General features: G+C 68.3%; 15 protein-coding genes. 13 read left to right on the forward strand and 2 right to left on the reverse strand.

Features of this window, described 5'->3' with window-relative positions:
• From QSK31_RS18715 to QSK31_RS18775, 13 genes are all read left to right on the forward strand, one after another.
• A partial coding sequence (locus QSK31_RS18715; protein WP_285685417.1) for a M23 family metallopeptidase occupies positions 1 to 430 on the forward strand: 430 nt, incomplete at its 5' end.
• Positions 431 to 981: 551 nt separating this feature from the next.
• Positions 982 to 2304, forward strand: a complete 1323-nt coding sequence (locus QSK31_RS18720) for a MarR family transcriptional regulator (protein ID WP_285685418.1) — start codon at positions 982 to 984, stop codon at positions 2302 to 2304.
• A gap of 76 nt (positions 2305 to 2380) precedes the next feature.
• A complete protein-coding gene (locus QSK31_RS18725) occupies positions 2381 to 3031 on the forward strand; it encodes a hypothetical protein (protein WP_285685419.1) in 651 nt (216 codons plus the stop codon).
• Positions 3028 to 3591, forward strand: a complete 564-nt coding sequence (locus QSK31_RS18730; RefSeq protein ID WP_285685420.1) for a hypothetical protein — start codon at positions 3028 to 3030, stop codon at positions 3589 to 3591. The genes QSK31_RS18725 and QSK31_RS18730 overlap by 4 nt, the downstream gene beginning before the upstream one ends.
• A gap of 167 nt (positions 3592 to 3758) precedes the next feature.
• On the forward strand, positions 3759 to 4745 hold the full coding sequence (locus tag QSK31_RS18735) for a DUF932 domain-containing protein (RefSeq protein ID WP_285685421.1): 987 nt from the start codon (positions 3759 to 3761) through the stop codon (positions 4743 to 4745).
• 269 nt (positions 4746 to 5014) lie between these two features.
• Positions 5015 to 5497, forward strand: a complete 483-nt coding sequence (locus QSK31_RS18740; protein ID WP_285685422.1) for a hypothetical protein — start codon at positions 5015 to 5017, stop codon at positions 5495 to 5497.
• Positions 5498 to 5572: 75 nt separating this feature from the next.
• The gene (locus tag QSK31_RS18745; RefSeq protein WP_285685423.1) at positions 5573 to 6043 is read left to right on the forward strand and encodes a hypothetical protein; all 471 of its coding nucleotides are present in this window, start codon (positions 5573 to 5575) and stop codon (positions 6041 to 6043) included.
• A complete protein-coding gene (locus QSK31_RS18750; protein ID WP_285685424.1) occupies positions 6040 to 6378 on the forward strand; it encodes a hypothetical protein in 339 nt (112 codons plus the stop codon). The genes QSK31_RS18745 and QSK31_RS18750 overlap by 4 nt, the downstream gene beginning before the upstream one ends.
• Before the next feature lie 17 nt (positions 6379 to 6395).
• Positions 6396 to 6809 (forward strand): hypothetical protein, encoded by a 414-nt coding sequence (locus QSK31_RS18755; RefSeq protein ID WP_285685425.1) that lies wholly within the window; start codon positions 6396 to 6398, stop codon positions 6807 to 6809.
• Between the two features lie 98 nt (positions 6810 to 6907).
• Positions 6908 to 7321: a hypothetical protein gene (locus tag QSK31_RS18760; protein ID WP_285685426.1), complete on the forward strand. Its 414-nt coding sequence runs from the start codon at positions 6908 to 6910 to the stop codon at positions 7319 to 7321.
• The gene (locus QSK31_RS18765; protein WP_285685427.1) at positions 7318 to 7707 is read left to right on the forward strand and encodes a hypothetical protein; all 390 of its coding nucleotides are present in this window, start codon (positions 7318 to 7320) and stop codon (positions 7705 to 7707) included. The genes QSK31_RS18760 and QSK31_RS18765 overlap by 4 nt, the downstream gene beginning before the upstream one ends.
• Before the next feature lie 257 nt (positions 7708 to 7964).
• Positions 7965 to 8351 (forward strand): hypothetical protein, encoded by a 387-nt coding sequence (locus QSK31_RS18770; protein WP_285685428.1) that lies wholly within the window; start codon positions 7965 to 7967, stop codon positions 8349 to 8351.
• 294 nt (positions 8352 to 8645) lie between these two features.
• Entirely contained in the window at positions 8646 to 9326 is a 681-nt protein-coding gene (locus QSK31_RS18775) for a hypothetical protein (RefSeq protein ID WP_285685429.1), read from the forward strand.
• 79 nt (positions 9327 to 9405) lie between these two features.
• Here the strand turns inward: QSK31_RS18775 and QSK31_RS18780 are convergent, their stop codons facing one another.
• Both QSK31_RS18780 and QSK31_RS18785 read right to left on the reverse strand, forming a co-directional pair.
• Complete coding sequence (locus QSK31_RS18780; RefSeq protein WP_285685430.1) at positions 9406 to 11856, reverse strand: DEAD/DEAH box helicase; 2451 nt, start codon at positions 11854 to 11856, stop codon at positions 9406 to 9408.
• A complete protein-coding gene (locus tag QSK31_RS18785) occupies positions 11853 to 13466 on the reverse strand; it encodes a site-specific DNA-methyltransferase (protein ID WP_285685431.1) in 1614 nt (537 codons plus the stop codon). Before QSK31_RS18785 ends, QSK31_RS18780 begins: the two co-directional genes overlap by 4 nt.
• Between the last annotated feature and the right edge of the window lie 19 nt (positions 13467 to 13485).

A 13485-nucleotide genomic window follows, 5' to 3' on the forward strand; every position in this document is an offset into this window, starting at 1 on the left:
CCGTACCGCCGACCGTCCCGGTCACGACGGGGTCGACATCATGGCCGCACGGGGCACCGTGATCCATGCCGCGTCCGGCGGTGTCGTCGTGAGGGTCCGATGCAACATCGCTGGCAACTCGTGGGACGGCCCGTTCAGCTCTCCTATGCCGTGCGACCGCGACGGGTACCCCGGGCTCGGTGGGTGCGGGTGGTATGCCGAGATCCGGCACGCTGGCGACATCGTGTCGCGCTACTGCCACATGGTCCGGCAACCCTCGGTGCGAGTCGGCCAAACAGTCGCACCCGGTACCCCGATCGGATTCGTCGGGACCTCCGGCAACTCGTCCGGCCCGCACCTGCATTTCGAGATCCACACTAGTAACCCGGCGTCAAGCACCAATGCGATAAATCCCGTGCCGTTCATGATCGAGCACGGCGCGCCCCTCTAATGCTTCATTTCGCATAGCGGCAAATAGTCGTATCGCGCCGAGGTGGCACTTGACATATCTGAGGAATCGAGCGCTCGTGACGCCGGCCAATGAAGTGACATTGAGCTCAATACGTCGACTTGACTTCACGACGTTTCCGAGCAACGACAGGCGCGCATTGAAATCCCGTCAGCAGGAGGCGTGTCCGGCCGCCGGGCCGGACACGCCGCCCGTGTCTGGCCCGAATGGCAGCGAGCCACCACAACGCCATATGCGCGCGTGGCGCGCAATCCCTACCCGGTAACGCCGGCGCACGCCATAACGCGCCGAGCGGGCAATACAACCGCGCTAACGGGCCCCATGCGCCCGGCGCGGCACCCCGCGACACGAGGCAAAACACGACCCCGGCCACCCGCCGTAAAGAGTCATGAAAATGCGGGTTGACAAACAATGCGTGCAGAGGGTCCATGGACGTGGGCAACAACAAGCGCCCCGCCGGAACACCACCGGATAAGCGCGCCGCATTAACGCGGAACGCTATTGCCATCCCTATTCACGGAGGTATTACTGCCATGACTGCGCCCACCACGCCCGCCGCCCTCACCGTCGCCGCGACCCTGACCGCCCACCCCGACGGCATCACCACCCGCGCACTGGCCGACGCCTCCGGCGTCAGCGCCTCCACCGTGGCGAAAACCCTCACCGCGATGGAGGCCGACGGCACCGCCACCCGCACCCCCGGCCCCGCCAACGGCAACCGCAAGAGCGCCGACATCTGGCACCCCGTCACACCGACCGACGCCAGCCCGGCGGACGCCAGCCCGGCCGACGCTGCCCCGGCCGACGAGACCCCGGCGGACGCCAGCCCGGCGGACGCCAGCCCGGCCGACGAGACCCCGGCCGACGCCAGCCCGGCGGACGCCAGCCCGGCGGACGTCACCCCGGCGGACGCCAGCCCGGCGGACGAGACCCCGGCGGACGCCAGCCCGGCGGACGCGGGGGCGGTTGCTCCGGTGTCCGGTGCGCCGGTCGGCCCGCGTCAGCCGGACTTGAAGGTGCTGATCATGGCCGGTGTGCTGGGTGGGCACCCGGAGGGCATCACGGCCGATGCGGCGATCAACGAGAGCGGCCTGTCGGTGGCGATGGGTGACACGATCCTCGCCGCGATGGAGGTTAGCGGGGCCGCGCGTCGGCTGCCCACCGAGCCCGATGGTACTGAGTTGTGGGTGCCGGTCGCGGACGCCGATCTGGCGAAGGTGGACCCGGCGAACGCGCCGACGCACACCACGTGCCCGACGTGCGGGCACACCCGCAAGATCCGCCGTCCCTCCGCGCGGCGCGCACCCGCCACCAGCACCGGCCGCAGCACCGGTGAGGTCAACACCGATGGGTCGGCGAAGCTGGGTAAGGGTGAGTTGGAGCGCATGGTGGAGGCGTTCATGCGCGACCTGGGCACCGGCCACGACGTCAGCCCGGTCACGGTGGGGCGGGAGCTGGGTGGGCGTAGCTCGGGCGCGTGCGGCAACGCCATGAGCAAGCTGACCGGTCGCGGTGTGCTGGTGATGACCAGCGAGGCCCCCGTGCGGTACGCGCTGGCCGAGACCGCCCCCGCCCCGACCGCCGATGTCCGGACGTACATGACCCGGCCGTTGACCGACGGCGAGCCCGCTACCGGCACCGACGCGGGCACCGCCGACACCTCGGCCGACGAGCCCACCCCCGGCACCGACGCGGGCACCACCGGCACGGACGCGGGCACCGCCGACACCACGGACGACGCGACCACCACGGACGCCGCCGCCGAGGCCACCGCCGATGACGCCACCGCGACCGGTGACGACGAGACCGGCACCCCGGCCACCGACGAGGCCCCCGCCGCAGCCATCGCGGCCTGACACCACCCCTGCCGGGGCCGGGCACCACGCCCGGCCCCGGCACCGGCACGCCCACCCCCTGACGGAAGGCAGAACGATGACCACCCCACCGCACGATCACGACAACGGCCACGACCGCCCCGACGAGCCCGGCTCGTTGCGCTGTCCCGAATGCCGCGCGGCGGCCCGGCCCGTTCCCCCGCGTGACTGGCCCCTCGCCGGGTTCGCCGCGCGTCCCGGTGCGTCGCACCTCGACGGGACGCCGTTGTGCCCGGTGTACGGCCCGCACGGCGCGCAACCGGCCGAACCGGTCGGCGCACCGGCCCGGCTCACCACGTGGCAGGCCGTCCGCCAAAGCTGGCTCACCCATCCCGATTGGACAAGCGCCGATCATCTGGCGTGGCTCGACGGCGAGGGTTACGACACCGACCTCATCGACGGCGACCCGGACGAGGTGATCGGCCGATGGCTGGCAGAACACCGCCGCACGGCCCGGCTGACCGTGCCGCCGGGGGTCACCGGCGAGGACCGCGTGTACGTCGTCGCCGGAGGCGACATGGTCGCGGTGTTCGACAACCCCGACGCCGCCGGAATCCAGCGCACAGTCATGCAGGCCGCCAACCTAGACACCATCGCCTCCGTGATGACCCCGGCGCAATGGGACACCGCTCGGGCCATCCTGCGCGCGGAGCACCCGGAACTCGTCATCACCGATGCCCGGCACGACGCCACCGGGCCGACGTCATGACCGGCCCGCACGTCGCCCCGTCCGGCGACATGCCCGCGTCGCTGGCCGCGCGTCCCCGCGACGCGCGGCGCGGCCTGCCGATCCCACCGGTCAACGTGCACCCCGACCCGGAGGGCGGCACCGGCACGCACGTCGACTTCACGACCATCAACACCTCGACATCGAGTCAGCTCGCGGCCGGCCGCCGGTGCTCGCTGTGCGGCGAGTCGATGGAGTATTGGGTGGCGTTTCTCGGCACGCCTCGCGCGGCTGAGCTGTTGCGCTATACCGACCCGCCCGGACACCCCGAGTGCCTTCGCGCAGCTCTGACGTTGTGCCCGCACATCGCCGTTGCCCGGCACCGGCGTGCCCGCGCTGACCGGCCGAGCGCCGGTGTCATGCCGCCCGGGGCGCACGGCGACAAACCCGACGGATGGACCCTGGGTATCACCCGGTCCTACCGGTCGATGTTCCTGCCTACGCACGGGTTCACCGTGTACCTACCGGCCCCGTTCCGCACCGTGGACGCCTACCGGTACGGCCCGGACGGGCAGCTGACCCGCCACCCGGAAACCCGGTGACCCCGCCGATTTCGCGCGGCCAGATTGGCGACAGAAACCTCCATCGACTCGGGACGATCGCCTTGATCGGCCCGTGGAGGTAGGAAACATTGCTTGTGACGGCGTCGCCGGGACGCAACCCCGGCGGCGCTACCCACCCGACGTACCAAACGAGAGGAACACCCGTCATGGCACACGAACTCGAAACCCTCGCGAACGGTCAGACCGCCTTCGCCTCCGCCCGCCTGTCGGCCTGGCACCAGCTCGGGCAGATCACCGACGACTGCATGACCGCCGAGGAGATCATGAGCAAGGCGTGGCTCGGCGGCTGGGAGGTCCGCAAGATCCCGCTGTATGGCATGGAGGTCACCGACGCCGGGGTCACGAAGGTCGACTGCCCCGACAAGTTCATGACCGTGCGGACCAACCCGCAGACCAAGGTGACCGAGTATCTCGGCGTGGTCGGCGACGACTACGCCACCGTGCAAAACGAGCAGGTCGCCGAGATGCTCAACCTCCTGGTCGACGAGTCCGGGGCGCACTTCGAGACGGCCGGCTCGATGCGTAAAGGCAAGAGCGTCTTCGTCACGATGAAGCTGCCGAACGCGATGGAGATCGCCGGAGTCGACCGGATGGATCTCTACCTGGCCGCCACCACCTCGCACGACGGGACCGCCTCGCTGCGCTTGGATGCGACGCCGGTGCGGATCGTGTGCGCGAACACCCAACGCATGGCCTACGCCCGTTCGCAGGGCTCCTACACCTTCCGGCACACCTCCAATGTGCACGCGCAGATCAGTGAGGCGCGCGAGGCGCTGGGTCTGGTGTTCAAGCACTTCGGGGACTGGCAGTCCGAGGCCGAGAAGATGCTGAACGAGGCGTTGACCATGGGCGAGTTCGAGAAGATCGTCGCCCAGGCGTGGCCGGTGGAGGATGACGCCTCCGACATGGCGAAGAACAACGCGAAGCAGCGGACGAGCACGTTGCGGTACCTGATCCGGGACGCGGACACGCAGAAGGCGATCAAGGGCACCCGGTGGGCGGGGTTCCAGGCCATCATTGAGTACGTCGACCACTTCGCCCCTGCCAAGACCGACGCGGTCCGGGCGACGCGGGCGCTGACCGGTGCGGGCGCGGAGTTGAAGGCCCGCGCGTTCGATCTGCTGGCTGTCTGATGGGCCAGCGGCACCGGGGCCGCCACCGCCGCCGCTGGTGGCGCACGGCGGCCCCGGCCCTCGCACCGGCGGACATCACCGCCCGGCGTCCCGCACGCGGCCCGGCTGCCGTCCGACCGCCGAGCCCGTCCGGCTCACGCCGCCCGCCCGGCCCGATCGGCGGCGGCCCGGCACCCGCACCGGCGCGGTTGCGACCGGCCGCCCCGGGCCTGCCTGCGACTTCACCTGTTCAATCTCGATCCGGCCTTGCGCCGACGGAGGTACCCGCCATGACATCCGACGAGCTGATGAACCTCATCGGCCACCTGGTAGAGGCGTACCAGAACAGCACTGCGCATCGTGTAGCCGCCTCGTACGAGACCGACTACGACGAGCAGGGCGTGCAACAGGCCAACCAAAAGCAATGGGACGAGATCGGCGCGCACCGGTACCGCGAGGTGGAACGAGCGGTCCGGGCGGCCCTTCCCGCGAAGGCCACCATCGAGGAGTTCATGCCGGTCCGGCCGCTGCCGGGCGGCAGGGTCGAACTCCGCGCGACAGACGCCGCCTCGCGGCCCGTCGCGGTGGTCTTCACCGGGACCGAGGCGCTCAACCTCGGCGGCCGGCTGACTGTCTGCGGAGCCGTCGCCCTCGACCGCATCGGCGTCAAAGCCGACACCGAACTGAAGCCGGTCGCCGAAGGTCCGGCCGTCGGCACTTCTCCGATACCGCCTGTCGTGCCCGGCCCGCCCGCCCCCGCGCACCTTCGCTAGCCCGGTGGGCCCCGCCGCGCGGCCAGACCCGGTCGCGCGGCCCGCACCGCAACCCCTCGACTCGAAGGATTCGCTGTGGAAGACCTGATCACCCTCGTACACGCCTACGCCACCGCCCGCGCGGGCGCCGAACGCCGCCGCGCCCTGCTGGAATGCCTCGTCGACGACAACGACGGCTTCTTCATGACGAAGATCGCGGAGTACGAACTCGCCTCCACCACCTCCCACGCGCAGCTCATGACCGCCTACGACGGGCTGACCCGCACCACCGTGCGCGCCATCGCGGACGAGCGGCTGCCCGTGTGCACGTGGCAGAAGGGCGTGGTGGAGGCGCGCGGCGTCGTGCCGGACGCCACGCGCAGCGTGCGGGTGCGCTACACCCCCGGGCAGGCCATCGCCGCCGGAGCCGCGTTGATCGCCTGCGCCGCCCTCGCCGACCGAGACACCGGCGGCACCCTCACCCCGATCCTTTCGCCTTTTCCCACCGGTGACCTCGGCCACGACTCGACCGCGGCCGGCCCCAGCACGAAGGGCACCGAGTCATGACCAACAACCCGGACCTCACCGCACGGCCCGACGGCATGAGCGACGGGCAGCACGCCCTCGCCGGTTCGCGCCTGCTCGCCGTGTTGACGCTGATCGGTGACCTCGATCCGGTCATCGCTGACGTTCTGCGAAACATGCATTTGCGGGTCTACCCCGGTCAGCCGGGCGACGGAGACCGCAGCGACTACATCGTGCTCGACCTGCACGGCGTCTCCATCGGCGCCCGCCGCCGCGAACACGACTTCTACCTGCACGCCGACACCAGCGAGACTCCCGACCGCGTCATCGCGTTCGAGGTCAATGGGCTCGGCGAACACGACCGCCCCACCCGATAGCGGCGAAGGAGCCTGCGATGACCAGCACCGACCCTGCGCCCGCCCCGGCTGCGCCGACCTTGCGCGACGTGGTGTCCACCCGGCACTCCCTTGAGCCCGCGCACAGCCATCCCGGCGTCGTGATCGACATCTTTAGGCAGTCGCGTATCACTGACGGCGACCGGTACCGCGTCGAGTTTCGCGGCGGCGTCAACGAGTGGTTCTGGCGCGACGAGCTGACCGTGCACCTGTGGGCGGACGAGCGCGGCATCGTGCTCACCGACCTGGCCGCCGTGCGCACGATCCTGCACCACGCCATCACCACCGCTGAACAACACGACGTGCTGCACACCAAGCTCGGCGAGATCTTCGACGCCCTCAGCGCCACCGCGAACACCTACCTCGGCGGCAACCTCGACACCCTGATCCCGGCTGCCGCCCCCGCCGCCTGACCGGCAAGGGCCGAGACCGTCGCCACCGGCTCCGCGTCCCGGCGGTCTCGGCCCGCAGGCCCCGCCACCTCGAGCCGAACTCGCCAATGGAGACTCCGATGGACCTGAACGACACTGCCCGGGTACGCCAGCCCCGCGACCCGGTCGAGTACCGCCTCGCCACGATCACCGACATCACCTACTCGACTCCGCACACCACCCACATCCGCGACCTTCGCCTGAGCTTCCCGACCGGCGAGAACTGCACCTACACCCCGGCCGAAATCGTCGCGTGCACCCGCACCGACGATCACGCCGCCCTCGTCGCGGCCTTCACCGACGCGTGCCGGTCACTGCGCGACGCCTGCCGCATCGCCCACGACTACGACGAACAGATCAACACCGACATCATCGGCCTCCTGCTGGCCATCCACGGCACCGTGAAGACACGCCTCGGGATCACCCTCGACCCCGCCACCCTCGACCCCGCCACCCTCGACGCGCCGGCCGACCCCGAGCAGGCGACCTCGTGACCGCCCACTGGACCCATGGCCGCTCCACGCGACACCAGGGAGCCGTCTGTGGAGCCGACGACGGACCGCGCACTCGCATCTCCGACGAGCCGCACCTGGTGACCTGTCCCGACTGTCCCAACGCCGCCGAGATCGAGACCATCCCGGACGACGCCACCACCGGTGACCCGAACGTGATCGACATGCTGCGGGACGCCCGAAACGGACATACCCGCAAGATCAGCGGCGTGGTCGTGGACGCCACCACCGCGCACGCCATCCTGACCGTCTACAACGCCGCCACCCCGAAGACCAAGGCGAAGATCGCCGGGCTGCCCCTGACAGTGATGACCTCGCTGGCCTGGAACATCCTGCGCGCCGATTCCGAAAGGGAGGGTCCGCGATGACCGGCCTCGCCTGGACGTCTCCGTCACCGGACGAGGTGCCGTTTCACTGCCGCGTCTGCCGCCGAGCATTGCACCGCAGCCAAACCTCCAACGGAGTCGTCACGTTCCTGCACCCGGCCGAGGTCCGCGGGGGCACCGTCGAGCACACGGCTCAGCCGGCCCCGGTCACCGAGGTCGAGAGCCCGATCATCGAGTGCGACTTCTGTTCCCGCCCGGACGCCGATTGGATCTACGTGTGCGCTGACCAAGAATCCGAGATGAGGATCGTCACGGCGAGAACCATCGGCGCCGGTGACTATCAGCGCCGACATCATGCCGCTCGGACCCGCAGCGTCGAAACCACCTCCGGGCCGGTGCATATCTGGGGCGAACGCTGGAGCGCGTGCGACGGGTGCGCCACGCTGATCGAGAACCGGGATCTCTACGCCTTGATCAGCCGAGTCACCGACGCCCTGCCCAGCAAATACACACGAGGCAAACGCCTTGCCGCTGTGCGCGGGCGGCTGCACGGCAACTACGGCACCGTCCTGGCCACCCTGCGGCCCGGCCGAGGACGCATCACCCCGCAGCATCCCCTCGGACTGTGGACGCCGCACGATTCCACTTCGTCCGCGACCGGTGAAGCCCTGCCGTTCGAGAGCTGACGTTCAACGGCGATTGGATGTCCTCGGAATTGGCGGCCGGTGAACCTGCGAAATCAGTCAGGTTCACCGCCGCCCCGAGTCTCAACGGCGGCCGGGCGGGCACGCCCCCGCGCGGGGGGCGAGCGCAACCCCGACCGGCCACCTCGCCCAAGCTCCAGGCCACCCACGGCGTACCAAAGGCCGTATCTTCCCGGAGCGGGCGTGCGCCGATGGTAACCGGGGACGCGGCACCATCGGGCGTCTGCGAACAGAGTTCGGACCACCAGGACTCACGCGGCGACAGGACGAGGGAGGATGACCGGCGTGGCTCGACGTACCTTCGGCATCCGGGTGGCCCTCGACCGGGCGGGCGTGGCCGCACACACCGGCGCCTCCCGTTCGACGGTTAACCACTGGCATCGGAACCGCGAGCGCACCGGCTTTCCTGGTGCCTTCACCGACGACACGGGCGGCGAGTGGTTCTGGCAGGACGAGGTCGACGCCTTCCATGCCGCGCACCGCACGGCGAAACTCGCCGTGTTGACCCGCGTCGACCGCAGCGGCGACCCCCACGAACTCGTCGGCTCCGGCGAGGCGGCGAAGATCCTGCGGTACGGCTCGTATCGCAACCTGCCCGACGAGCTACGCGACCACCCGGACGACGTCGAGATCCTGTCCGACGGCAGGCTGCGGCGCCGCTGGTACCGGCGCACGGTGTGGGCCATCGCGGATGCCCGCACCGGCCGCCAGTCCACCGGGCGCACACCGGGCACGACTGGCGCGCACAAACCACACCCGTACGCTGATGACCCTCGCCTGCAGGTCGCCGTCGACCTGCTGGTCGAGGCGGACGCCGCCGGCCGGGACCGGCGCGGCCTTGGCGTCGAGCTGGCCCGCCGCCTCGGCGTGCCACAGCGCACCGCGCAGCGACTGCTGACCGCCGCAGAGCCCAACGACGGCCCCGGCACGGACTCGGTTCCGTGTGCAAGCCCGTGACCTCGTAGCGTCCGCGGCACGCCGGAGTGACTCGAGAAAGCCTGTTGCCGCAGGCGTGACCGATGCGGTCAACCGCAGATCAGTTACCGGCCGCGCCGCCAGCAGCAACGAGGAGCCCGTCCCAGCCCCCGCGAGAGTTCTTGATGGCGGTCTCCGTGCAGAACAGGTATCGCCAGGTGCCGAATCGTCCGTCGTCGTTGACGAACCGCGCCCATTCCTCGGCTGCAGCCTTCTTGGCCTGGACGTCTTGACGCTGCGCGTTGTCGTCAGACTTGCCTTCGATGAGCCAATGAACGCCGTCGACGTCAACGGCGACGAAGTCGGGGTAGTACTTGCCCCCGGTGTCGAGCTCGACGTACGCGTTGTCGTCAAGCCGCAGCCTCAACCACCAGTCGATCTTGGGGCTGCTGTCCATGATGTTCGCGAGCCGGTACTCGGTTGTTTTGGCATCGAACGATGCCACCGGAAGCATGGACTTCGTCCATCCCGAGTACCAGCGCCCCCGCTCGAAGTTGTCGTAGCGGTCGAGGACGTCGGTGGGCATCGGACGCGGCTCGGCAGGGAGGGTGACCGTCCGGAAGACGTACCGGGGTTGCAGTCTCCGGGTGTTGTACTTCTGACGAATCAGGGCGTCAATGCCCTGTAGTGCCTGGTGAGCGCGTTCGGCGCCCCACTGCACCTGGTCGTCTCCGGTGGCGCCGGCACCAGCGAGGAAGGCTGCCACTACTCGCCTGTTGGCGTTCCACTCGGGGATCGTCTCGGCTACCAGGCCAAGGCCGAGAATGCGCGACTCCAGATCGCTTTGCACCTGGCTCAGCGGAACCCACTGCTGGGTCGCCGTTGCGGATTGCTGAGCCTCTCGGCGCACGCTCACCCCGCCTTCGACGGTGCGGTGCACGTTCAGGGCTTCCCGCACGAGCGGGATTTCGATCTCTGCGGCGAAGCCTGCCCCCGCCGCACGTGCGTCGGCGTCCGACACCAGCGACAGCGAGAACTGGACCGGCAGGACTTCCTGCTCGCGGCGCGGAAACGGGATCTGAGGTGCTCCCGGCACGCGCTGAAGGACGCGGTAGCGGACGTCACGTTCGCCCTGCTCCGCAGCGGCGCCGAACTCCTGGAGGATGAGACCGGCCGTGCCGTCGACGAGTTCGCCGTCCAAGACGCGCGCCGGTGTGACGAGCCGGAGGGTTCCCTGCTCCGCATGCTCAGTGACCCCTGCGGCGGCCTGTGTGACCGCTTGCCGCTCGGCAGCGGCGTTGAGGGGCTCCCCGGTGGTGGCCGATTCACCGGTCGGCACGATTCGCTCGATCAGCGCGTCTTTCTGGTCGAGCAGCTTCTTGTACGAGTCGTGTGCGACGAGGTCGACCTGGTCGATCATGGGTACGCCGACGCGTCGGCCATACGGCAGTCGCAGACCGCGTCCGAGGATCTGCTCGGTGAGCGACTGCGAGGCCAGTTTCCGGAGCGCGATGATGACGCCGATATTCTTGACGTCCCAGCCCTCCTTCAGTTTGTCGACGCTGACGACCGCCTGGATCGGCGAATCCGGCTCCTCGACTTTGGCGAGAGCCACCAGCGCCTCGTCCGACGACTGAGAGGTGATCTCAAGGATGGCGTTCGGGTCGCCGATCATCTCGGCCGCTGCAAGGCGGTTGGCGACATCCTTGGCATCTTCGACGGTCTGGCAGACGACGAACAGCACCGGTTTGACCGGCGCTACGCCCTCGCCCTCCGCCCATGCCCGATACGCGGCGGCCTTGATGCGCAGCAGGTGGCATGCGTCGGCGAGCTGAGTCTGGATGTCTTTGTGGCCGTCTTGCCGGTACACGATCACCGGGATCTTGACCAGCCCGTCGGCGATGGCTTCCGCCAGGCTGTACCGGTAGATGATCTTGGGGTCGTCGGCGGGATCGGGTGTCGCCGTCAGACCCACCAGGGCCCGAGGGTGAAGATCACGCACGGCTGAGGAAAACTTCTCGGCTTGTGAGCGGTAGACGTGATGCTCATCGGCAATGACCACGAGGTCGCCGGCGCTCTGGAGGTGGCTGTACAAATCGCTGCCGATGAACTCGTCCAGCGTCCGTACCCGGCGCGACACCTTGACGGACGGGCGAATCAACTGCTGCACGTTGAAGACGAACAATTTCACGACGTCCGGCTCATGCAGGGCATCACCGACCTGACCGCGGGCGAAGTTCTCCCCGGTAATCAGTAGCGGGTTGACGTCCGCACCCGGAACGTACTTCGGGTTGCCGGGAGTGAAGTTGGCAATGGTCTTGTCTTGGATGGTTTTGCCCGGCGTGACCACCAAGATGTTGCGGACGCCTTGAGCGGCCAGGTAGTCAATGAGCGCCACCATGATGTAGGTCTTCCCGACGCCGGTGGCGAGGTCGCATACGACCTCGCTGTAGTCGTCGTCGACCGCGATGCGGCTGATGATCTTGGAGACGGCAGCTCTGTTGGGCGTACGAAGATCGAGCCGCGACGAGATCTCAGCGATCAATCCGGAGTCGTGCGTCAGCCAAGTCATCGGACAACCCTCTGCTGTAGCAGGTCACGTGGTGCCTTACGAAGGCGCGATCCGGGGCTCAGATCCCGCAGGAGTATCTCCGCATCGGGGCTGAACGCCTTCGCCACGATAACGACCCGCTCACCATCGCCGAGGCGCGAGGCCAATGCCCGGACCGTCTCGGTGTCAGCGACGCCGTCGACAACCGCGAGGCGTGACTTACCCTTTCGGCCGGCGAACGGCGGCTCGTCCTGCACGAGGAAGCCAAGTTGCGCACAGACCGCTCTTGCGAAAGCCTCCCCAGTGGCCCACTCCGCCAGGAACACCCGTCCGTCAACCATCTCGTACATGGGGGCGCCGACGGTGAGTACTCGGAAGCCGCCGCCCTTCTCCCAGCCGACGGCTTCGGTGACACCGCCGGCATCGTCGCCGTTGACCACACGCTCCAGCCGGGGAGCGATGACCCCTTCGACGGTCGAGGTCTCTCGCTCGATGGTCACCCAGCGGCGCTGCATCTTGTGTGCCACGGCGGCGGTGGTGCCAGATCCGGCGAAACAGTCGAGGACGATGTCCCCAGGGGATGAACCCATCTCAAAGACGCGTTTCAGCAATGCCTCGGGCTTCTGTGTCGAGAATCCGGTTCGTTCTCCCGCCTGGGAGTTAATGACGTTGACGTCCGTCCACAGGTCGCCGATAGCGCGCCCTTTGATGCGGTGCAGGTACTTCTTGTACCGCGGGAACCCGTCGGCCTTGCTCGGCCAGTGGATGAATCCTGCTTCGTCCAGCGCGTCGAGCTTTTCGCGCATCGTGAGCCTATTGATCTCTGTTGCGGTGAGCCCGAGCTCCAAGAGGATGTTGGTCGGCACGGCCCAGCAACGGCGTCTGGTTCCCGGATCGAACCCCCGCCATGGTTGACCACTATCCAAGTGCGGGCGGTGGCTACCGGCGGTCAAATCGCCTGTGTCGTACTGACCTCGGCTGTCAGAGTTCGAGAAGCGGCTCGCTTGGTAATCCTCGTCCAGGGGCCGAAACAACGGATACAGCTCAGCTGATTCGGAAGCTCCGTACACGAGGATCTGTTCATGCATTGTGCCCATGGTCCGGCGTGCCAGGCTCTTCGCCGTCGTGCGTTGCCACACCACCGTCCCCAAGTAATTGTCCTGGCCGAACTCGTCGTCCATCAAGCAGCGGCAACGGTGAACCTCGGTGCTGTCAAGATGCACCCACACGGTGCCGTTCGGAGCTAGCAGCTCATGGATGGCCTTGAGGCGATCACGCATCATCGTAAGCCAGACCGAATGCTCTAGGGCGTCGTCATAGTCAGCGAAAGCCTGCCCTGTATTGAACGGCGGATCGATATAAACCTGCCGGACTTTACCGCGATACTCGGCCGCGTATTCCGGGGTGTAGGCCAAGGCGCGAAGCGCATCATGTGAGTCACCGTTGATCAGCAAATTATCCGCAGCGGCAACCATGCCGAGAGACCCCTTTGCGCTTGCTTCATGCAGCAGGCGCACTTCCACGACTCGGGGATCGTCTCTTTCTACCCATTCATAACCGCCCCCTGGCGTGCCGAGTAGCGCCTTGTCCTTACCGATCCAGGACAATGTCAGGCGACTGACCGGCGGCATATGTAACTCCTCGCACTGG

The sequence above is a fragment of the Actinoplanes sp. NBRC 103695 genome (assembly GCF_030269485.1).
In the GTDB taxonomy this organism is placed as follows: Bacteria; Actinomycetota; Actinomycetes; order Mycobacteriales; family Micromonosporaceae; genus Actinoplanes.